Raw genomic sequence first — 20,447 nt, 5'->3', positions numbered from 1 at the left:
AGCAGGTCTAATCATAAAGTTTCTCATATTTCAAGACCTTCTTATTATCCCATTTAATCGTCAAGGCTCTATTGTCGATCTGTAAAATCCGCGCTTCCCGGTTTAATTTAGGGTAGGTAATGATAACCGTACTATCCCGAATTTCATATTTCGCTAGTTCACTATCTGGATCTAAATCATAATAATATTTTTCCCTAATTTCAAATGTATGCTGATTTTTGGAAGATGATACTGTTTTCCACCTGCCATATATTTTGAAGGGCTTCAAATTTTCAGAAGGTTTCTTCCCAATTGTAAGGCTCCAGGATGAGGAAAACTCAGTGCTTTTTTCTTCGTTATAACCTATCGTGGCTTCCTTCAAAAAAAGTTCTTTATCATAAGCTTTAATTTGTTTCCCTAAACTATCTGTAAGTGTAATTTTAAAACCTGCCGGAAACTGTAAACTATCTACTTGAATAATTGGCGTAATAAATCTTTCGCTTCTACCTGGGAGTAGCATTACGGTATCAATACGATTAAACTCATTGTTTAAGCTACTATCCTGAATAATGCTTGCATTGGAATATCTAAAATCAACAATGGCAATAAGTTTTGTATCTCCCTGATTATAGATATCAATTGATTTAAAACCATCCTCATAGCTGGGCGCGTCTCTCCTTTGAGTTGTTGCAACAAAACCAAAAAGAGAAGCGAACAGCAATGACTTCGATAGCACGGCCTTAGCTTCAAATCGATCTGGCCGATTAAGACACAGGTAAGAAAAAAGTACACTTGTTAACGCAATATAGTCTGTGTAATCTACGGTTCTAAAAGTTTTAAAACCAAGTAATTTATAAAATCAATTACAGGCTGTGCACATTCCGCTTTCCAAAAACAAAAAAGCACTGCTGTGCCAATATGTACTTGTTTTGCCCTATCTGGAAAAACAACACTCCAAAAAAATGGGAAAGCAAACAGACCAACAAAATCTGATAGCTTCCCCGTAAAGGTATTGTGAAAAATATACTTAAGATAAAAATCGTTGATAATTAAAAGTGAAATTGATAATACAAAAAGTGGATGTACCAATTTGTTTTTATTACCCATAAAGACCTTTAGAAAGGTAAATCTCCATTTTCATCTGATGGGCCAAGGGTAAACTCATCCTGAATCTTCGACTCTGTACTTTGCGGCACCGCGGTAGTAGGACTTTGCTCAAAGTCACTTTTTCTACCTAACATCGTGAAATTTTCCGCAACAATTTCGGTAACATATTTCTTTACCTTCTCTTTGTCTTCAAAAGAACGTGTTCTGAGTTTGCCTTCAATATAGACCAATTTTCCTTTTTGAAGATATTTTGATGCTACCTCTGCAAGGCCACGCCACAATACAATATTATGCCATTCGGTTTGTTCAACTCTTTTTCCATCCTTGTTATAGGTTTCTGATGTAGCTAAAGGAAAACTGGCTACAGTTACGCCGCCATCTAAATGACGTACTTCCGGGTCTTTGCCTAAGTGGCCTACTAAAATAACTTTGTTGATGCCAGACATAAATATTTTGGTTAGTTTTTTTTTATAAATAATGAAATCCCCCCAATGGTCAGTTACTCCATTTTATTTCTCCTAAAGATATTCTTTTATAAAATCATGAATTACTTTCGGTTGTGGCAGATCATCCAGTTCACTTAAGGAAACCCAATAGAGTTCCTTTTGTTTACTAAAGTTAAATATATAATTTTTTAATGCAAAAAAACGTAAATGGATAATTTGGTGTGATAATATATGTTTTTTCGTAGCGATAAATGATACCTCAGCTCCTGATCCAAATGTAGATTTTAGTTTTTCTTCAAAAGAAATGTCTGTCCAAGGGATCTGCTCCTCCACGTCAATGCTGGGAAAATCATACAAATGCTGCCAGATATCACCAGCCTGACGTTCCCTAATCAAAACCTTCTCATCTGATTGGCAAACAAAATAGTCTAAAAAACGATGTTTTTGCGCTGCCTTTTTAATCTTAACAGGTAAGGCATTAACCAGGTTATTTTTCAGCGCATAGCAACTTTGATTTAATGGGCAAACGTTACAGTTGGGAGATTTCGGCTTGCATTGTATTGCCCCAAATTCCATAATCGCCTGGTTGTACAAAGCAGGATCTCCCTGATACAACAATTCATTCGCCAAAGCAAAGAACGTCTTCTTTCCTGCCGGAGAATTAATCGCTGTATTGATTCCGAAATATCGGGCAAGTACCCTGAACACATTTCCATCAACAACAGCTCTAGCTTCTCCTGATGAAAATGAAGAAATTGCTGCAGCCGTGTACTCACCAATCCCCTTTAACTTTAGTAGTTCATCATGCAGGCTTGGGAAGATTCCATTGAAATTATTGACTACAATTTGCGCAGTTGCATGCATATTTCTCCCTCTGGAGTAGTAACCTAATCCCTGCCAGAGCTTCAAAACTTTTGTTTCTGTAGCAGCTGCAAAGTCTTGTACAGTTGGAAAGTTTTCTAAGAATTTATTGAAATACGGTAAGCCTTGTTCAACACGGGTTTGCTGTAGTATAATCTCTGATAACCAGATAGTATAGGCATCTTTTGTATGCCGCCAAGGCAAATCTCTTTTGTTTGATTGATACCAATTTATCAGTTCATTTTGGAATGTCATTACTGCAAATTACGGTCTAATTATCGGTTTAAAAAAAAACTTGCAATCGAGTGATAACTTAACTGATAAAAAAATCATCTTTTATTTCCCTATCTCATTAAAAAGCAATACTTTTGCAACCCCAAAACAGTAGTAATATAAAACACAATATATATAAATAAGTAAATATGACTAAGGCAGATATTATTTCAGAAATATCAACAAAAACCGGAATTGAGAAGGTTGATGTACAGGAAACAGTTGAGGCATTTTTCAAAGTTATCAAAACGAGTATGATTGGCGGTGAAAATGTTTATGTAAGAGGCTTCGGAAGCTTTGTTGTTAAAAAGAGAGCGCAAAAAACTGCTAGAAACATCTCTAAAAACACTGCAATAATTATCCCAGAACATTTTGTACCTAGCTTTAAACCAGCAAAAGTTTTTGTTGATAAAGTGAAAAGCAACTCTAAAAAAATTAGCGTAGAAGCCTAAGTCTTAATTTATGAATAGCAGCATAAGATCAAAACAAATCATCATTATCGGAGCAGTTTTATTGCTTGTTGCTTTTTTATTTACCAGAGACATTAAAGGTTTAGTTAAACCAACTGAAGAGAACGGAAAAATGCCTGCAAGCGGCCAGATGGCTGGAGCAGAAAGTTCTCCTACTTCATCCGTACTTAGTATCGAAACTTCTTCTACAGCTGCAAAGAATGTGCTAAACAAAAATTTAGCTACTGATATTACCGCATTAGAAAATAGTTATAAAGGCGCTAAGGGAACAGAGAAACTTGATTTTGCAAAAAAACTGGCTCAGAAATGGGATGATGTTGAGCAAATCACACCATCAGCACTTTATTTAGAAGTTGTTGCGCAAGGCGAACCATCAACTAAAACATGGTTGGCTGCAGGAAACCAATTTATAAAGGCTTTTGAGAGTACACAGGATAGCTTGGCACAACCGGCATTATTGCAAAAGGCTAATACATCTTACAAAAAAGCATTAGAAACAGACTCTACGAATATAGAGGCAAAAACAGGTTTAGGTGTTACGATAGTAAACGGTTTGGGCGCACCAATGCAAGGTATTGCAATGCTGCTTGAAGTGGTTGCTAAAGAGCCTAAAAATGTTAAGGCTAACATGAACTTAGGAATCTTTTCTATTAAATCAGGTCAATTTGATAAAGCGATACCGCGTTTCAAAACAGTTATTGCAACATCACCAACACCTGAAGCTTACTTTTACTTAGGCACAGCCTTGGAAAATTTAGGCAGAAACAAAGAAGCAGTTGATGCTTACTTAGACAGCAAAAAATTAGCAGCTAACCCAACTTTATCGTCGTTCATTGATAAAAAAGTGGCTGAACTAAAGAATAAAAATTAATTAACGGATTAATAAAAACATTTAAAACTTAAAACTATGCCAAGCGGTAAAAAAAGAAAAAGACATAAAATGGCTACCCACAAACGTAAAAAACGTTTAAGAAAAAACAGACATAAGAAAAAATAGTTTCTTATTTTGATTAAGCCTTTTAAGCCTCATAGTGTAAACTGTGAGGTTTAAAGTATTTATGTGATTTTTTTTTCTCATGATAAAAGGCTACATCAAAGTTTTTTTTACGTTTACTATCCATTTGTTAATAGGCGAAAGCCTTAAATCTGTAGCTGTTGGTAAAAGAATTAATTATCAATTCGACTCCTGCCGGAGTTACCATAGCGTTGATTGAAGACAAACAACTTGTTGAGCTTCACAAAGAACAAATCAATAATAACTACGCCGTAGGCGATATTTATTTAGGCCGCATAAAAAAAATTATGCCCGGACTAAATGCTGCTTTCGTAGATGTTGGTTATGAAAAAGATGCTTTTTTGCATTATTTCGATTTGGGCCCTCAGGTGCAATCTTTAATTAAGCTAACTAAGATCAAGCGTAATGGCTCGGTTACAGGCACATTATTAGATAATTTAAAGCTAGAAGCCGATATAAACAAGGCAGGCAAGATTTCTGATGTGCTTTCCAAAAACATGCTCCTTCCTGTACAAATTGCAAAAGAGCCAATTTCTACAAAAGGTCCACGTTTGAGTTCCGACATTTCGATTGCCGGCAGGTATGTGGTACTGGTGCCATTCTCCAATACCATATCTGTATCAAAAAAAATTAAAAGTAATACCGAACGTAATCGCTTAAAAAAGATTATTGAAAGTATTAAGCCTCAAAATTTTGGGGTAATCATCAGAACCGTCTCTGAAGGCCGTGGAGTTGCCGAAATGCAAAAAGATCTTTTAGATCTAATTGCTAAATGGGAAAACTTCATTAAAAAGCTGCCTTCAACAGAGCCCTCAAAGCGAGTTTGGGGCGAAATGGACAGATCTTCTACGTTGATTCGTGATATTCTGAATCCTGATTTTACGAATGTTTACGTGAGCACACCTGAGCTTTTCGACGATATCCGTTCTTATGTACATGATATTTCTCCAGAAATGGAAAAAATCGTGAAGCTTTATAAGCAAAAAGAACCCATGTTCGATCACTTTGGGATAGAAAAGCAAATTAAAAATGCTTTCGGAAAAACAGTAAACCTACCGGGTGGAGCCTACTTAGTTGTAGAACATACCGAAGCACTTCACGTCATAGATGTGAACAGTGGAAACCGTACTGCCAGTAAAGAAAACCAAGAGGAAAATGCTTTACAGGTAAACAAAGAGGCGGCTAAAGAAATTGCTCGTCAGTTGCGCTTGCGTGATATGGGCGGCATTGTGGTAATCGATTTTATCGATATGCACAAGCCTACAAACCGTAAAATGCTATTCGATTATTTGCGTGAGCTGATGTTATTGGATAGAGCGAAACACACCATTTTACCTCCAAGTAAATTTGGTTTGGTTCAAATCACCAGACAACGTGTTCGTCCGGAGATGAATATTGTTACGGTAGAAAAATGTCCAGCCTGTGGAGGTACTGGAGAAATTAAAGCCAGTATCGTTTTAATGGATGATATTGAAAATAACCTGAATTATATTTTACGTGAACAGAATGAAAAAGGCGTAACCCTTTGCGTTCATCCTTACATAGAGGCTTATATAACCAAAGGGATTTTTAATTTACAGCGACGTTGGTTTTTTAAATATGGCCAATGGATCAAAGTAAAAGCTCAATCATCGTATTATCTAAACGAATTTCACTTTATCTCATCAAAAGATGAGGAGATAAAATTATAACTCAAACCTTTACTCAAAGCCTGAACTTTAAACGTTCAGGCTTTTTTGTTTAAAAGTGATTTAGCTTTTGCGAGCTTTAACACTTAAATTCGTAAATCTAAAATCAAAAATCACTTGGCAAAAACTAAAACAGCATTCTTCTGTCAGAGCTGCGGCTACGAATCGGCAAAATGGTTGGGTAAATGCCCCTCATGTAACCAATGGAATACTTTTGTAGAAGAAGTTATTGAAAAAAATGCATCATCAGTACCCACCTGGAAAACAGAAACCAGCGCCAGAAAATTAAGTAAACCCAGTAAGGTGGATGAAATTGAATCATCTATTGAAAGAAGAATTTTAACGGGCGATAAGGAGCTTGACCGCGTTTTAGGCGGTGGTTTGGTAGAAGGCTCATTAGTGCTCATCGGGGGAGAACCAGGGATAGGGAAATCAACATTAATGCTACAACTGGCATTGAACCTTAAAGGCAAAAAAATACTCTACATTTCCGGAGAGGAAAGTGAGCAACAAATAAAAATGCGGGCAGAAAGAATTAAAGAAAGTCCTTCTGCTGATTGCTATATCCTGACAGAAACATCTACCCAGAATATTTTTAAACAAATAGAAATTTTGGAGCCAGAAATTTTAGTGGTAGACTCCATCCAAACTTTGCATTCTTCGCACATCGATTCTACTCCCGGAAGTGTATCGCAAGTGAGAGAATGTACTGCAGAGCTTTTACGCTTTGCGAAGGAAACTGGGGTTCCTGTATTTTTGATTGGCCACATTACAAAAGATGGTGCCATTGCTGGCCCAAAAATACTCGAACACATGGTAGATACTGTTTTGCAATTTGAGGGCGACAGACACCATATTTACCGCATCTTACGTTCGATCAAAAACCGTTTTGGAGCCGCAGCCGAACTTGGAATTTACGAAATGCAAGGGAGCGGTTTGAGAGAGGTTTCCAACCCATCAGAAATTCTTTTATCGCAACGAGATGAGGAGCTTAGTGGAATTGCTGTATCTGCTATGTTGGAAGGTGCCAGACCAATGTTAATAGAGACCCAAGCACTGGTGAGTGCTGCCGCATACGGAACTCCGCAAAGATCTGCAACTGGCTTTGATACCAAAAGGATGAATATGCTCTTAGCAGTACTTGAAAAACGTTGTGGTTTTAGGCTAAGTACACAAGATGTATTCTTGAATATCGCTGGCGGAATTAGGGTGGAAGATCCCGCAATCGACTTGGCAGTTTTAATCGCGATCATTTCATCACAACAGGATATTCCAATATCATCGAAAAACTGCTTCGCTGCAGAGGTAGGTTTATCTGGAGAAATAAGGGCGGTAAATAGAATAGAACAACGAATTGCAGAGGCAGATAAATTGGGCTTTGAAACGATCTATATTTCCAAATACAATTTAAAAGGTATTGACATTGCTAAATATAGCCTGGAAATTAAAGCGGTAAGCAAAATTGAGGAAGTTTTTGGAATGATATTCGGTTAGATATGCGTGGATGTTGGGTGATATCTTCTACAAATTTATTTAGATAGTTGAGTTGTGTAACCATTTCCACATTTGATGTTTTTTGGCCCGACATCCTAAAATGTATTAATAATTGATAATTAATACAATAAAGAATACCTACTTATACATAGGCACTATGGATTAACATTTGCCTAACGCAATATGTTATATATCATGGGATGTGATCTATAACAATGGGGATGATTTTCCTCGTTATTGGGAGCTAACGAGGATTTTTTTTTGCTTTCGCTATTAAGAAAAATTTTAAATAACTTTGGTTCAGATAGGAAACTGCAACAAATCTTAAAAACTAAAATAATGAAAAAGATCATTTTAAGTCTTAGCTTCTGCTTATTCGCAGCGATCGGCTTTGCACAAACTGCATATACAGGTCAGAAATTTGGCGAAGAAGTTAAGCCTGGCGACGTGAAACCTGCGGCTAAAATGGAAGCTGCCATGGGCGACAAAAAAACTATCGACATGAAGATTGAAGGTAAAGTTGTTGATGTTTGTAAGAAAAAAGGATGTTGGATGACTTTACAAATGCCAAACGGCGATCCGATGCGGGTAACCTTTAAAGATTATGCATTCTTCATGCCAATGGATATTGTTGGCAAAAACGTGGTTCTGGATGGTATAGCTAAAAAGCAAACCATTTCGGTAGAAACGCTACGTCACTATGCTGAAGATGCTAAAAAATCACCAGAAGAAGTAGCTAAAATCACTGACCCTAAAAGGGAGTTGGCTTTTGAGGCTAAAGGTGTTGTGATCTTAGATAAATAAGAATAAAGATTAAGGATCAAAGATTAAAATCAAGCTTAACAAAAAAGCCTCGAAAATTTAAATTCTCGAGGCTTTTTTATGCTTAATTTAGACTTATAACACCCAGTTCCAGCCAAATTCATCAGGCGCTAAGCCATATCTGATATCATTTAACTTCTTAGCTATTCCATTAGAGATATGCCTTGTTGATGGATCTGATAATTGGTAGGTTTCCTCTTTGTAACCAATAACGCCAACATGAGTAACTGTAGCCGCGGTACCTGCTGCAAAAGCTTCAGTTAGCGTGCCATTTGTAATGCCTTCAATTACTTCTGCAACAGAAACCCTACGTTCTTCAACTTCAATGCCTGCATCCTTAGCCAATTTAATAATTGTATCGCGGGTAACGCCATCTAATACCGTACTACGAATGGAAGGTGTAACTAACTTTCCATTGATTACAAAGATTAGATTTGCAGTGCCTGCTTCTTCAATATATTCGTGAGTTACAGAATCTGTCCAGATTAATTGATCAAACCCTTCTTTTTTGGCTTGCTCAAAAGGATAAAGTGATCGGGCGTAATTTCCGGCGGTTTTTGCAAACCCAACTCCACCTTCATCAGCACGGGTAAATTCTGTCTCAATTTTAACTTTTAAAGCAGAACTATAATAAGGGCCGGTAGGCGTTGTTAATAAAGCAAATTTGTAAGTATCTGATGCTCTAACGCCTAAATAAGGATCTGTAGCAAACATAACCGGACGAATATAAAGTGCATAATCTTCCTGGTCGGGTACCCATTTCTCATCAACATTAATCAAAGCGGCTAATCCTTGCATAAAAATTTCTTCAGGAATAGTAGCCATAGACATCCTCGCTGCAGATTTATTAAAACGCTCAAAGTTTTTGTCCGCTCTGAAAACACTAATCTTCCCGTCAGGTTGGCGATAAGCTTTTAAACCTTCGAAAATAGCCTGACCATAATGAAGGGCAGAAATTGCCGGACTCATTGGAATAGGTCCGTAAGGAATAATTTGTAAATTTTTCCATTCGCCATCTTCGTAATCGGCGGTAAACATGTGGTCGGTAAAAACTTTACCGAATGGTAATTGAGAAAAATCTGTAACTGTCAAACGAGTTTGATCAGCCTTTGTGATTTTTATATCTAGTGTCTCGGTCATAATTTAAATTTTGGGATGAGAGAATTTTGAATGATCGATTGATTTGCGGATCGCAAATTCACTCACTCTATCACTCAATCCATCTATCATTTTCTAATTGACGCAAATTAGCAAAAAACGAGCTTTTTTAATAGTGTTTTCTGATATTAATGTTTGTTTTTGAGTGTTTTGAGTACACTAAGCACCCAGCCTTTTCCCCATTCTCCCATTTGTTCATCACTCCATAAAAAAGGGTAAAAAATTCGTTTCTGAAAACGCGGAGGCAAATATTTCTGCCAGTTGGTACCGCCGGTTGCGGCTACATCAATCGGATCTTTTTCTAAATAACGCACTGCTGATTTATAGTGCGACAATGGCCACTCGACATTGACATATAAATCGAGCTTCTGCAATTCTTCTGCAAGCGCAGAAACATCAACACCCTTTGCTGCCAGCTGATGATATAAAGCCGAGAAATTTGTAACTGATCTAGCTTTAGCCAGCTGTAAAAACTGAGCGGCATATTTTTTAATAAATTGCTTCAATGTTAAGGTTTGTTTACCAGATGATAACTCTGTAGCACCAAACTTCCAATAAATATGTTCAAACTGTTCTTCGATAGTAGCGGTGCTTAACGTTTCGCGTTTACTTTTATCAACCAAACGAATAAAATCTGTTGCGCATATCTCAATCATTCGATATTGCCCGGATTGAAAACCGCTAGCGGGCAATAAAGACATTCTGAATTTCAAAAATTGTTCTTTCTCCATTCCATCCACCATCACTTCGAAAGAAGTTGTTAATGCATTAAAATAAGCATTAATTCTTTTTACGCGAGCGGTAAAAAATTCGACAGTTAAATTCTCTTTTTCGGCTATTTGCCTGCATTCATGCAACGCCAGCTTAAAATATAGTTCTGTAATTTGGTGGTACATGATGAAAATTTCTTCATCAGGAAAGGGCGTTTTCGGACTTTGTAAACTTAGCAGAGTATCCAAATGGATATAATCCCAGTAGGTGAGAAAATCGGCATATAGAAACCCATCCAGGTAAGAAGCCATATCCTGCCCCATGGCAGTATATTTTTCTTGTAACTGATGAAGTTTATCTTTTATTTCAGGGGTAAAATCCATTATTTGAAGTTAGCTGTACAAAGGTGTTAAAGATTTTGGAACAAATTGCTAAAATTTATACATTTGAAAAACGGCGATGGGGTACCGCCAAAACCGCCAAACAGGCTGATGACTCCTGCAATTTTATTTAAATTGAATTCGAATGCCTGTTAAAAAACTAACAGAAGGATTTCTTCTGTCTATCAATTCCTTTATTAAAAAGGATTTCGGAGTAGTATTATTGAGCACTTTAAAATGGCTTTTAATAGCAGCGCTAATTGGTGCAATAGTTGGCTCTGCATCTGCCCTATTTTTAGTAACCTTAAATTGGGCAACAAATTTCAGAGAAAGCCACCTTTGGATCATTTCATTTTTACCAGTTGCAGGTTTTTTAATTGGCTTAGCATATCATTATTGGGGAAAGCATGTAGTTAAAGGAAACAATCTTTTAATTGAAGAATTACAATCACCCAAAAAGGTAATTCCATTAATTATGGCACCATTAATTTTTGCAGGAACGATCATTACTCATTTATTTGGAGGATCGGCAGGAAGAGAAGGAACTGCTGTACAAATTGGAGGTGCTTTTGCCGATCAGTTTACCAAGCTATTTAAGTTAAAGTCACGCGACAGAAAAATTATTCTCATCTGCGGAATTAGTGCTGGCTTTGCGTCGGTATTCGGGACGCCATTAGCAGGTGCAATTTTCGGCCTAGAGGTTTTCGTGGTTGGTAGTTTAGTGTACACTGCAATTTTGCCTTCGTTTTTAACAGCTATAATTGCCGATTATGCATGCAAAGTTTGGGGCGTTGGCCACACCCATTATTCCATTGGTATTGTGCCACAAATCGATGCCATTAATTTGTTACTATCGTTGGGTGCTGGAATTGTTTTTGGCTTAGTGGCCAGATCTTTCTCCGCCTTGAACCATGGCTTTTCTAACTTGTTCAGTAAAATAAAGTATCCGCCTTTAAGGCCAGTATTTGGTGGGATGATTTTAATTGTGATTATCTATTTCTTGGGTACAACAAGATATATAGGATTAGGAATTCCTGTAATTTCTGAAACATTTACCCAACAGGAGCCTTATTATACGTTTGCCATTAAACTTTTTTTAACGGCATTAACATTAGGTTGTGGATTTAAAGGTGGAGAAGTAACCCCCTTGTTTTTTATTGGCGCAACATTGGGTAGTTTCTTGAGTGTTTTTATTCCCTTACCTATCGGATTATTGGCTGGAATAGGTTTTGTAGCCGTATTCTCTGGCGCAGCAAATACGCCATTGGCTTGTATTTTTATGGGCGTAGAATTGTTTGGTGTAGCATCTGGAATGTACATTGCTCTTGCTTGCGTGGCGGCCTATCTATTTTCCGGGCATACTGGGATCTATCGTTCGCAAGCTATTGGTAGCCCAAAACATTTGTTATTAAAGAGACATCAGTTTTTGAGGTAAGCTTTGACAACGTTCTTTCTTAAGCGCTAGTAAAGTTGTCAAAACTTAAACCCATTGATAATGGTCAAAACCTTGAGCTAATACAAGACCCTAAATTTTATAGTGTGCTCAATTTTTTTTAGGGATTTGAATAATTGTTTATCGTATTCAGCATTGATATCGGTAATTGCATATCCAATTTCGGGATTCGTCATTAGAAACTGGCTTACAATGTTGATATCATGTTTGGCGAACACTGTATTAATTTTGGCCATAATGCCTGGAACGTTTTTATGGATATGAATTAACCGGTGCGATTTATCGATTTTCGGCAACTGCAAATTCGGGAAATTGGCACTCAAATAGGTAGCGCCGGTATTCATAAAATCAGCTACTCGTTTTGGAACAAAATCAATATTACGGGGATTGTTTTTCGGATCATCGAATACTACAATTCCTTGTTTAGTGCAAACATCAAAGTCGATTTTATTTTTTGCGCTTCCTAAATAACCAATCGTTTTAAGTTTCGCTGCATTTTTTAGTTGCTCTTTATCAATCTTTTCACCATCTGCTAAAACGATAATGCCGACATCTTTTACATATTTTTCTTCGAAAGAAGTTTTATGCCTGATGGACAAGCCGTCATTCTTCAGTATGGAAAGCGTTAATGGATCAACATCGCCAATAACTAAACAAAGAATCCTGTTTTTGGGGTAAGAAATTGCTCTTGGCAAATCATTCACATAGAGGAATTCGTCAAAACTCGGTGTTACGTGATCGGCTTTAGCAACAATGCTTTCACGGGCAATATTTTCTGTAAAAGCGAAAAACTTATTGATCAGCCCACTTTCCCGCAGCTGAAAATCTGAATATCCATCGCCAATACCGAAAAGTTCCCCTTCTAATTTTAAATGCTGCAATAACTTTACTTTCCCACCTTCTTCACTTAAAGGGTTCGCGTGATCATAATCTATAATTTTTCCATCGCCAGTGGTCACAAAAGTATTGGCATAAATATTTTCTTTTTTAATGTGATATTGGCTCACCACCGGCGTAATAAATTCTTTAAAACCGCCAGAAACGATTAAAACATCATCAGCATGTTTCTTGAAAAATTCTGCGTTACGCGAAAATGAGGTAGAAACTTTCTTTTTTAAATGTTTGATCAGTTGTTTCAAATGATCTTCATTTGCCTCCAGCAATTTAACCCGTTGCGCTAAACTTTCTGAAAATGAAAGCTTGCCTTCCATGGCTAAATTGGTGTAGTCCTCAATCTTCTGGAAAATCGCCTCTTTGTCTGGGTGGTTCTTCAAAGAGATTCTAGCGAGTTCATCAAGTGCTTCTACCTGAGTAAAGGTGCTGTCGAAATCGATAATGTAATACGCTTTTTGTTTGGGCATTATTTTAAGTGTTGGGTAATTTCATTTATACTTTGAGCAAGCGGTTTAAAAACGATCCCGGTTTGCTCAATCACTTTTTTATTATGGTAATAGCTTAAAGTGATACTACTTTTAGCAGTGTCTTTAGTTATTGATGGTTCATTTCTGGTGAATAAGGATGTGAATTTCAATGCTCTCCAGGCTATACCAAGCATCCATGCTTTTGCTTCTTTTGTTGGCGGCTTAACTCCAAAACCTATTGCTATCTGTGTAAATAAATCTTTGTAATGAATATCTTCAGATGATAAAATATAGCGCTCTCCTGAAACTTCAGCGTCCATTAACAAAATCATCGCTTTCACTACATCTTCTACATCTACAAAACCAGAAGCACCAGTTGTATAGAAAGGAAATCCGTCCTTTACTAATTTGAAGATGGCTCCGCTCCCCTCGAAACCTGCATTTTTCCCAATAATAACCGAGGGGTTTACAATTACGGCATCGAGCCCTTCATTAATTCCACGCCACACTTCCATCTCACTTTCATACTTCGATAATCCATAAGCATGTGCTTTTGAATCATACTGCCAAAAGCCTTTTTCAGAAATTTTATTTCCTCTTTTTGCTATTCCTAAAGCAGCAACTGAGCTCACATGTAAAAGCCTGCAATTATTTTCCGCACAGAGATTTACAATGTTTGATGTTCCATCGATATTGACATGGAACAATTGTTTTTTATGTTTAGCGCTTAAAGATACAAAAGCCGCACAGTGATAAACATGAGTTACTTTTTCAAAGGCTTCTTCCAGGTCAGCTGGTTCATTAATATCGCCCAAAACCCATTCAATTAAAGAATTGTCTTTAATTATAGCCGGAATTTTTGAATTTTCACGTTTCAGCGCTCTTACGGTTAAACCCTTATCGGTTAACTGTTTTAATAATTCAGACCCTAAAAATCCCGTTCCTCCGGTTACCAGTATCATTTTATTTTTTTCGAGCTATATGTGGAAATACGCATTCAAAAATAGATATTTGAGCCGAGAGTTTTAAATATATGTCATTAACGGATTTCTTTTCCCCAATAAACCCCGATAGTTTTATACCAAAGCAAGGATTTTTAACGAGCCAGCTGGGTTTAAAAGCACACATTTATACCGAATCGTTTCCTGATTTTGAAGAGAACACTTACGATTTGGCCATTATTGGTGTATTAGATGGAAGAGGCGCCGTAGATAATGAAGGGTGTGCGCTAGCACCTGATTATTTCAGGGAAAAATTTTACAAGCTTAACGAAGGCGCTTTCAGCACTAGGATTGTTGATTTAGGAAATATTAAGCACGGCGCAACGGTTGCCGATACTTACATTGCTATCAAAATGGTGGTGTCTGATTTGATCAAAAAAGACATTATCCCGATTATTATCGGCGGAGGCCAGGATTTAACCTATGCCCAATATTTAGGCTATGAAGATTTGGAGCAAAAAGTGGATCTGGTAATTATCGACAATCAATTTGATATTGGCGACGATGATACCCCTGGAATAGAAACAAGATCAGACTGTTACTTGAATAAAATCTTTCTTCATCAGCCCAATTATCTTTTCAATTACAGCAACATTGGGTATCAAACTTATTTTGTGAATCAGGAAAGCCTTAGTGTGATGGATAAGCTTTATTTTGATGTTCACCGCCTTGGAGAATTTGCTCAGGACATCACGTTGACAGAGCCGATTATCCGCAATGCGAACATGATCAGTTTTGATCTGGGCGCGATCCGATCGGCAGATGCTGCAGCGAATGCAAACACTACACCTAATGGTTTCGACGGTGAAGAAGCCTGCAGAATTGCCCGATATGCCGGCATGAACGATAAATTGACTTCAATTGGTTTCTACGAATTTAACCCGGCATACGATAATAATGGGCAGACCGCGTTTTTACTGGCGCAGATGATCTGGTATTTTGTAGATGGTTTTTATGCCCGTAAAAAGGATTTCCCGCTTACACCAAAATCACAATTTATGATTTACAGAACCAGTTTAAAAGATGGTTCAGGCGAAATGGTTTTCGTGAAAAGCAAAAAATCAGATCGCTGGTGGATGCAGGTGCCATATCCTTCAGGCCAATCGAAAAATGAACGTTATCACCTCGTACCTTGCCGTTACGATGATTACCAGACTGCAGTAAGCGGAGAAATGCCCGATCTATGGTGGCGTACTTTTCAGAAGTTGTCATAATCCAATAGGTAAACTGTAGAATTGCAAACATTCAAGCGCTACCATAATTTTACACAGGTAGTTGCGTTCTAGCTGTAGATATCACTACTTTTGAAAAAACAAATCTCATTCATGAAAAAAATATTATTATCTGCGCTGGCCTTGTTGCCTTTAGCAGCGTTGGCACAAAAACCGTTTACATTAAACGGCAATATAAAAGGATTAAAAGCTGGCGATAAAGTTTATCTGATTTACCAGGGCGATGGAAAAAATATTACCGATTCTACAACGGTAGTAAACGGAGTATTTTCTTTTAAAGGTACGGTTGAAAATCCTGCACAGGGAAGTCTTTATTTGAACAAAAACCCCTACGTTACCCGTCCTGCTGAAGGGGAAAAATTAGATGGTTTATCTATCTACGTAGAACCAGGAAATATCAATTTAACAGCTACAGATTCGTTGAAAAACGCTACAATTGCTGGCTCTCCAGTGAATGATGATGCCAGGAAATTAAAAGCATTAACCAAACCAGTTAATGATAAGTTGATGGCTATCGATGCTGAATATAGAGCATTTACTCCAGAGCAGAAAAAGGATGAAGCCTTAATGACTAAGTTAAGAGAGAAATTTGAAAAAGAATCAGAAGCGCTTCCGCCGCTTTTATTAAATTTCGCACAGAATAACCCGAAATCATATATCAGTTTGAGTGCGATTGGTCAATTAGCGAGCGATCCGGAACAAGCTGGTGCTGCTGAAAAGGCATTTACAGCGCTATCTCCAGAATTGAAGGCAACTCCCAACGGAAAACAACTTACACAAATGTTCGATGCGGGTAGAAAAACCGCTGTGGGTGTAATGGCCATGGATTTTACACAGGCGGATACTGCAGGCAAACCTGTTAAGTTGTCTGACTTTAAAGGGAAGTATGTTTTGGTTGATTTCTGGGCTTCATGGTGTGGCCCCTGTCGCCAGGAGAACCCAAATGTAGTAGTAGCCTACAACAAGTTTAAAGATAAAGGTTTTACCGTATTGGGTGTTTCGTTGGATCAGCCTGGTAAAAAAGCTGCCTGGTTAAAAGCCATTGCAGATGATAAGTTAACCTGGACTCATGTTTCTGATCTGAAATTCTGGAACAACGAGGTTGCCCAGCTGTATGGTATTCGCTCTATTCCAGCTAACTTTTTGATAGATCCAACTGGGAAAATTATTGCTAAAGGTTTAAGAGAACAGGCATTGCAAGACAAGCTTCAGGAACTTTTGGGAAGCAAATCGAAATAGATTCCATTTTATAACCAAGCCGCAGATTCGCAGATTTTATTTAATAAACAATCTGCAAATCTGCGGCTTTTTGGTTTTAAGGATTATTGTCTAATTTTCCAAAAAAATCAGAACTTCTTTAAAATAATCATTTAAGCCCTCATACTCATCTTCCCCTGGAATCCATGAGGCAAATTTCCAATAGTTCCAACTTCTATCTTCTTCTGAAGGTGGAATAATTAAAAAAAGTTGTTCGTTGCTACCTATTCTTATACTTTTTTTAAGTTGCTGGGAAATATCGTCCAAAGACTCATGTCCACTCCATATCTCGATCAGTTGACTATCCAAATCTTTTAAATAGCCAACTTTTTCAATTGCATCAAAAGTTGGTTCAGTACTATCTCTAGGTGATAAAAACCCATTCGTTACTCTTAGAAACTCTTTATAATCATCTGGAAGACTTATGGAAAGCCTTTCCTCTGCCATAAGTATTTGTAACTCTGTTGCAGGCTCATATCCTAACCAATTAGACTGCATTACCTGATCGGGAAAATCCTGCTCCCCTAGTGAGATTGCAACGTTGGAAATCTGCTCCAGTAGATCTGCTATCATTTATTATATCAAATCAAAACCAATATCTTCTCTAAAGTATTTACCATCGAAGTAAATTCTACCTGCATCGGCCGTAGCGGATTGCAAGGCAGTAAAAAGGTCTTTCTGTAAGCTTGTGATCGCAATAACTCTACCGCCATTGGTTTTCACTACATCATTATCAAGCAAGGTGCCTGCGTGAAAAGCATTTGAATGGCGTAAATTTTCAATCCCCGAAATCGCCTTGCCTTTTAAATATTCTCCAGGATAGCCACCAGCTACAATCATTACCGTGGCCGCAGTTTGTTCAGAGATCACAAGCTTCACCTGGTTCAACTGTTTGTTTGCTGTGGCCATAAATAGCTCTACCAAATCATTTTCGACGCGCGGAATCACACTTTCGGTTTCCGGATCACCCATACGCGCATTGTATTCGATTACAAAAGGATCATCACCTACTTTGATTAATCCAAAAAAAATGAAACCTGTGTAATCGATATTGTCTTTCTTTAAACCTTCTACAGTAGGTTTAATGATTCGCTCTTCCACTTTTCGCAAAAATTCTGGGGTGGCAAATGGAACTGGAGAAACCGAACCCATACCGCCAGTGTTCAAACCCGTATCATTTTGCCCGATTCTTTTGTAATCCTTGGCTGAAGGAAGGGTTACATAGTTTTCGCCATCACTTAAAATAAAAACCGAAAGCTCAATGCCGCTCAAAAATTCCTCTATCACAACCGTTGCTCCAGCGGCACCAAATTTACCGCCAAGCATCAATTTTAATTCTTCTTGTGCTTCAACGGTTTCAGTGCAAATTAAAACGCCCTTACCTGCTGCTAAACCATCTGCTTTTAAAACTACAGGCAAAGCATGCGTTTCAAGGTAAGCTAAACCCTCTTGTAAGCTTTCGGGAGTAAAGGATTTGGAGGCGGCAGTTGGAATGCCATGACGCTCCATAAATTGCTTGGAAAAATCTTTACTTCCTTCCAGAATAGCCCCTTCTTTTTTCGGCCCGATTACTGGAATATGTGCAAGCAACGCGTCGGCTAAGAAAAAATCGTGAATACCATTTACCAAAGGTTCTTCGGGACCAACAACAACGAGTTCGATATTTTCTGCAAGAACTACCTTTTTTATCGAATCGAAATCATTTACGTTGATGTTGATATTGGTACCGTAAACCCCTGTGCCACCGTTTCCTGGTGCAATAATCAATTTATCGCAGTGCGAAGACTGGCTCATTTTCCAGGCAAATGCACTTTCTCTGCCGCCTGAACCTAAAAGTAAGATATTCATATCGGCAAAGATAATATTTTAGTAGCAAGTAGAGAGTATCAAGACCTCAGAGTTTAACTGCCTTTGGCACTTCTGGTCATTTGTTCCAACATATCCCACATCTCATTCGGAATGGCTTCCAAACCGTTCATTTGTCCGGCGCCTTGCAGCCACTCACCGCCATCAATCGTAATCACCTCGCCATTGATGTAACCTGAAAAATCGCTCACTAAGAACGCAGCAAGATTTGCCAGCTCCTGGTGTTCTCCAACTCTTTTTAAAGGCACACGGTTTTTGAAATCGAATTTTTTAGCTAAATCACCAGGCAATAAGCGCTCCCACGCCCCTTTCGTTGGGAAAGGACCCGGTGCAATCGCGTTGGTTCGGATGCCATATTTGCCCCACTCTACCGCCAATGATCGGGTTAAAGCCAATACGCCACCTTTCGCACAGGCCGATGGAACCACATAAGCCGAACCTGTGAACGCATAAGTAGTGACAATATTTAAAACCGTGGCCGTTTGCTTTTCTTTGATCCAATGTTTACCAAAAGCCAGGGTACAATTCACTGTTCCTTTTAAAACTATGTCGATAATAGATGAAAATGCATTTGCTGACAATCTTTCGGTAGGAGAAATGAAGTTACCAGCAGCGTTGTTCAAGAGTACATCTACAGAACCGAATCGCTCTAAAGTTTTTGCCAGTACATTGTCTACCTGTTCGGGATCTCTTACATCGCAAGCTACAGCCAAAACTTTACCTCCTGTTTTTTCTTCCATTTCGTCGGCCGTTTTTTGCAAAACCTCTTGCTTGCGACTTGTAATAACAAGATTTGCCCCCAACTTAAGAAAGTATATTCCCATTGCTTTTCCTAGGCCAGTACCACCACCTGTAATTACAATGGTTTTGCCTTTTAGAGCATCTTCTCTAAGCATAGGAGAATTGTAGTTGAGCATGATATTTTGGTTAGTGGGTTTATTATAGTTAGATTATTATTAGGTTGAAAAACTGTTGAATGGCGAGAGTTGAAGCATAGTTCAATTTTCAGACGAAAACATCAAAATAAAAATCGCATTACCTTCTTTGCAGGCTTTCAATAATAGTTTTCAAAATATGGCGTGTAGCAGGCGACCACCATTGTGCAAGCATTTTTTCGAGAGAAGCGGATTGATCTGCAGACACTGCTGCGATTAATTCTTCGCGGATATTTAGTTTACTTTGCGACCAGGTATTGCTTTCTAATTCCATGAACTTTTTAATCTTTCGCGCTGCAGCGGTAAGCAGGCTTTCGTTCTTCACCAGCTCATCCACCAAACCAACCTTAAGGGCTTCTTCGGGGCTGTAAAGTTTACCTGTCAATAAGCTCCGGGTTGCTTCCGCTTTGCCCAACCAAAAAGAATACATCTGAAAAATGCTGTTTGGAACAATTATCCCAACCGGAACTTCATTTAAACCGATAATATACTGCCCTTCGGCCATAACACGATAGTCACAGGCAAGTGCCAAAACGCATCCTCCGGCAGGACTATGGCCACTGATTGCTGCAACAATCGGCTTCTTAAAGGAGACAAGATTGGCAGTGAAATTTAAAAACAGCTTCCAAAAATCTTTTGCTTCTTCCTCATTATAATTATAAAGTTCAACTAAATCTAAACCTGCTGAAAAGAATGGAGCCGTTCCAGTTAAAATTACTCCACCAACATTGTCATCAGCGGAGATATTTTTAAGCATGTCATCTAGTTCGGTGATCAGTTGTCCATTTAATGCGTTAGACTTTCCTCTGCTCAATGTAATTGTTGCTAACCTATCGCTAACGCTTACTTTAATTGTTTCCATGTTAAATTTCAAAATGTAAATATTGATCGTATCAGGCAAACCTATAAGCTATGCTTGCATAATATTCAAATCTATC

General features: G+C 38.0%; 20 protein-coding genes and 1 riboswitch. Of the genes, 8 read left to right on the top strand and 12 right to left on the bottom strand.

The annotated features are described in order from the left end of the window. Nucleotides 1-7: 7 nt before the first annotated feature. From AC3ITD_RS21870 to mutY, 4 genes are all read right to left on the bottom strand, one after another. Nucleotides 8-715 (bottom strand): hypothetical protein, encoded by a 708-nt coding sequence (locus tag AC3ITD_RS21870; protein WP_489362792.1) that lies wholly within the window; start codon nucleotides 713-715, stop codon nucleotides 8-10. 83 nt (nucleotides 716-798) lie between these two features. Beyond that, nucleotides 799-1,086, bottom strand: coding sequence for a hypothetical protein (locus AC3ITD_RS21865; RefSeq protein WP_489362791.1), 288 nt, complete (start codon nucleotides 1,084-1,086; stop codon nucleotides 799-801). An 8-nt stretch (nucleotides 1,087-1,094) separates the two neighbouring features. After that, the gene (locus AC3ITD_RS21860) at nucleotides 1,095-1,532 is read right to left on the bottom strand and encodes a single-stranded DNA-binding protein (protein WP_489362790.1); all 438 of its coding nucleotides are present in this window, start codon (nucleotides 1,530-1,532) and stop codon (nucleotides 1,095-1,097) included. Between the two features lie 72 nt (nucleotides 1,533-1,604). Then, entirely contained in the window at nucleotides 1,605-2,648 is a 1,044-nt protein-coding gene (mutY, locus tag AC3ITD_RS21855) for an A/G-specific adenine glycosylase (RefSeq protein WP_489362789.1), read from the bottom strand. 167 nt (nucleotides 2,649-2,815) lie between these two features. Between mutY and AC3ITD_RS21850 the strand changes: the two genes are divergently transcribed. The 5 genes from AC3ITD_RS21850 (at nucleotide 2,816) to AC3ITD_RS21830 (ending at nucleotide 8,137) form a co-directional block, all read left to right on the top strand. Beyond that, nucleotides 2,816-3,118 carry an HU family DNA-binding protein gene (locus AC3ITD_RS21850; RefSeq protein ID WP_010601128.1) on the top strand — a complete coding sequence of 101 codons (303 nt, stop codon included), beginning with the start codon at nucleotides 2,816-2,818 and terminating at the stop codon, nucleotides 3,116-3,118. 10 nt (nucleotides 3,119-3,128) lie between these two features. Beyond that, a complete protein-coding gene (locus AC3ITD_RS21845; protein WP_489362788.1) occupies nucleotides 3,129-4,007 on the top strand; it encodes a tetratricopeptide repeat protein in 879 nt (292 codons plus the stop codon). Between the two features lie 284 nt (nucleotides 4,008-4,291). Further along, complete coding sequence (locus AC3ITD_RS21840) at nucleotides 4,292-5,842, top strand: Rne/Rng family ribonuclease (protein ID WP_265800794.1); 1,551 nt, start codon at nucleotides 4,292-4,294, stop codon at nucleotides 5,840-5,842. A gap of 114 nt (nucleotides 5,843-5,956) precedes the next feature. Continuing rightward, on the top strand, nucleotides 5,957-7,333 hold the full coding sequence (radA, locus tag AC3ITD_RS21835) for a DNA repair protein RadA (protein WP_489362787.1): 1,377 nt from the start codon (nucleotides 5,957-5,959) through the stop codon (nucleotides 7,331-7,333). Nucleotides 7,334-7,672: 339 nt separating this feature from the next. After that, a complete protein-coding gene (locus AC3ITD_RS21830; protein ID WP_489362786.1) occupies nucleotides 7,673-8,137 on the top strand; it encodes a DUF4920 domain-containing protein in 465 nt (154 codons plus the stop codon). Nucleotides 8,138-8,230: 93 nt separating this feature from the next. On the opposite strand, the gene AC3ITD_RS21825 is transcribed toward AC3ITD_RS21830, so the two are convergent. Together AC3ITD_RS21825 and AC3ITD_RS21820 are read right to left on the bottom strand one after the other, a co-directional pair. After that, complete coding sequence (locus AC3ITD_RS21825; protein ID WP_489362785.1) at nucleotides 8,231-9,295, bottom strand: branched-chain amino acid aminotransferase; 1,065 nt, start codon at nucleotides 9,293-9,295, stop codon at nucleotides 8,231-8,233. Nucleotides 9,296-9,441: 146 nt separating this feature from the next. After that, nucleotides 9,442-10,407 (bottom strand): tryptophan 2,3-dioxygenase family protein, encoded by a 966-nt coding sequence (locus tag AC3ITD_RS21820; RefSeq protein WP_489362784.1) that lies wholly within the window; start codon nucleotides 10,405-10,407, stop codon nucleotides 9,442-9,444. Nucleotides 10,408-10,470: 63 nt separating this feature from the next. Continuing rightward, nucleotides 10,471-10,532, top strand: a riboswitch (Fluoride riboswitch). 17 nt (nucleotides 10,533-10,549) lie between these two features. Here AC3ITD_RS21820 and AC3ITD_RS21815 point away from each other — a divergent pair. Beyond that, nucleotides 10,550-11,839, top strand: a complete 1,290-nt coding sequence (locus tag AC3ITD_RS21815) for a voltage-gated chloride channel family protein (RefSeq protein WP_489362783.1) — start codon at nucleotides 10,550-10,552, stop codon at nucleotides 11,837-11,839. A 77-nt stretch (nucleotides 11,840-11,916) separates the two neighbouring features. Here the strand turns inward: AC3ITD_RS21815 and AC3ITD_RS21810 are convergent, their stop codons facing one another. Next, on the bottom strand, nucleotides 11,917-13,218 hold the full coding sequence (locus AC3ITD_RS21810; protein ID WP_265800786.1) for an HAD-IB family phosphatase: 1,302 nt from the start codon (nucleotides 13,216-13,218) through the stop codon (nucleotides 11,917-11,919). After that, a complete protein-coding gene (locus AC3ITD_RS21805) occupies nucleotides 13,218-14,180 on the bottom strand; it encodes an NAD-dependent epimerase/dehydratase family protein (protein ID WP_489362782.1) in 963 nt (320 codons plus the stop codon). Before AC3ITD_RS21805 ends, AC3ITD_RS21810 begins: the two co-directional genes overlap by 1 nt. A gap of 71 nt (nucleotides 14,181-14,251) precedes the next feature. On the opposite strand from AC3ITD_RS21805, the gene AC3ITD_RS21800 reads away from it, so the two are divergent. Both AC3ITD_RS21800 and AC3ITD_RS21795 read left to right on the top strand, forming a co-directional pair. Continuing rightward, nucleotides 14,252-15,433, top strand: a complete 1,182-nt coding sequence (locus AC3ITD_RS21800; RefSeq protein WP_265800782.1) for a formimidoylglutamase — start codon at nucleotides 14,252-14,254, stop codon at nucleotides 15,431-15,433. Nucleotides 15,434-15,544: 111 nt separating this feature from the next. After that, a complete protein-coding gene (locus tag AC3ITD_RS21795) occupies nucleotides 15,545-16,690 on the top strand; it encodes a redoxin domain-containing protein (protein ID WP_489362781.1) in 1,146 nt (381 codons plus the stop codon). A gap of 90 nt (nucleotides 16,691-16,780) precedes the next feature. Here AC3ITD_RS21795 and AC3ITD_RS21790 read toward each other — a convergent pair whose 3' ends face one another. The 4 genes from AC3ITD_RS21790 to AC3ITD_RS21775 form a co-directional block, all read right to left on the bottom strand. Next, complete coding sequence (locus AC3ITD_RS21790; RefSeq protein ID WP_489362780.1) at nucleotides 16,781-17,281, bottom strand: SMI1/KNR4 family protein; 501 nt, start codon at nucleotides 17,279-17,281, stop codon at nucleotides 16,781-16,783. A gap of 3 nt (nucleotides 17,282-17,284) precedes the next feature. Next, nucleotides 17,285-18,556 (bottom strand): phosphoribosylamine--glycine ligase, encoded by a 1,272-nt coding sequence (purD, locus tag AC3ITD_RS21785; RefSeq protein WP_489362779.1) that lies wholly within the window; start codon nucleotides 18,554-18,556, stop codon nucleotides 17,285-17,287. A gap of 53 nt (nucleotides 18,557-18,609) precedes the next feature. Then, nucleotides 18,610-19,491 carry an SDR family oxidoreductase gene (locus tag AC3ITD_RS21780; protein WP_265800775.1) on the bottom strand — a complete coding sequence of 294 codons (882 nt, stop codon included), beginning with the start codon at nucleotides 19,489-19,491 and terminating at the stop codon, nucleotides 18,610-18,612. Nucleotides 19,492-19,609: 118 nt separating this feature from the next. Further along, complete coding sequence (locus tag AC3ITD_RS21775; protein WP_265800774.1) at nucleotides 19,610-20,371, bottom strand: enoyl-CoA hydratase/isomerase family protein; 762 nt, start codon at nucleotides 20,369-20,371, stop codon at nucleotides 19,610-19,612. Nucleotides 20,372-20,447: the final 76 nt, after the last annotated feature.

The organism is Pedobacter sp. KH_004 (assembly GCF_057840755.1).
The sequence above is the reverse complement of the archived record's forward strand: the minus strand, read 5'-3'. Positions and strand labels throughout refer to the sequence as shown.

Coding starts and splice junctions, on each gene's coding strand:
- AC3ITD_RS21865 (WP_489362791.1), bottom strand. CDS start 1,086: ATGGGTAATAAAAACAAATTGGTACATCCACTTTTTGTATTATCAATT.
- AC3ITD_RS21860 (WP_489362790.1), bottom strand. CDS start 1,532: ATGTCTGGCATCAACAAAGTTATTTTAGTAGGCCACTTAGGCAAAGAC.
- mutY (WP_489362789.1), bottom strand. CDS start 2,648: ATGACATTCCAAAATGAACTGATAAATTGGTATCAATCAAACAAAAGA.
- AC3ITD_RS21850 (WP_010601128.1), top strand. CDS start 2,816: ATGACTAAGGCAGATATTATTTCAGAAATATCAACAAAAACCGGAATT.
- AC3ITD_RS21845 (WP_489362788.1), top strand. CDS start 3,129: ATGAATAGCAGCATAAGATCAAAACAAATCATCATTATCGGAGCAGTT.
- AC3ITD_RS21830 (WP_489362786.1), top strand. CDS start 7,673: ATGAAAAAGATCATTTTAAGTCTTAGCTTCTGCTTATTCGCAGCGATC.
- AC3ITD_RS21825 (WP_489362785.1), bottom strand. CDS start 9,295: ATGACCGAGACACTAGATATAAAAATCACAAAGGCTGATCAAACTCGT.
- AC3ITD_RS21820 (WP_489362784.1), bottom strand. CDS start 10,407: ATGGATTTTACCCCTGAAATAAAAGATAAACTTCATCAGTTACAAGAA.
- AC3ITD_RS21815 (WP_489362783.1), top strand. CDS start 10,550: ATGCCTGTTAAAAAACTAACAGAAGGATTTCTTCTGTCTATCAATTCC.
- AC3ITD_RS21810 (WP_265800786.1), bottom strand. CDS start 13,218: ATGCCCAAACAAAAAGCGTATTACATTATCGATTTCGACAGCACCTTT.
- AC3ITD_RS21805 (WP_489362782.1), bottom strand. CDS start 14,180: ATGATACTGGTAACCGGAGGAACGGGATTTTTAGGGTCTGAATTATTA.
- AC3ITD_RS21800 (WP_265800782.1), top strand. CDS start 14,252: ATGTCATTAACGGATTTCTTTTCCCCAATAAACCCCGATAGTTTTATA.
- AC3ITD_RS21795 (WP_489362781.1), top strand. CDS start 15,545: ATGAAAAAAATATTATTATCTGCGCTGGCCTTGTTGCCTTTAGCAGCG.
- AC3ITD_RS21790 (WP_489362780.1), bottom strand. CDS start 17,281: ATGATAGCAGATCTACTGGAGCAGATTTCCAACGTTGCAATCTCACTA.
- purD (WP_489362779.1), bottom strand. CDS start 18,556: ATGAATATCTTACTTTTAGGTTCAGGCGGCAGAGAAAGTGCATTTGCC.
- AC3ITD_RS21780 (WP_265800775.1), bottom strand. CDS start 19,491: ATGCTCAACTACAATTCTCCTATGCTTAGAGAAGATGCTCTAAAAGGC.
- AC3ITD_RS21775 (WP_265800774.1), bottom strand. CDS start 20,371: ATGGAAACAATTAAAGTAAGCGTTAGCGATAGGTTAGCAACAATTACA.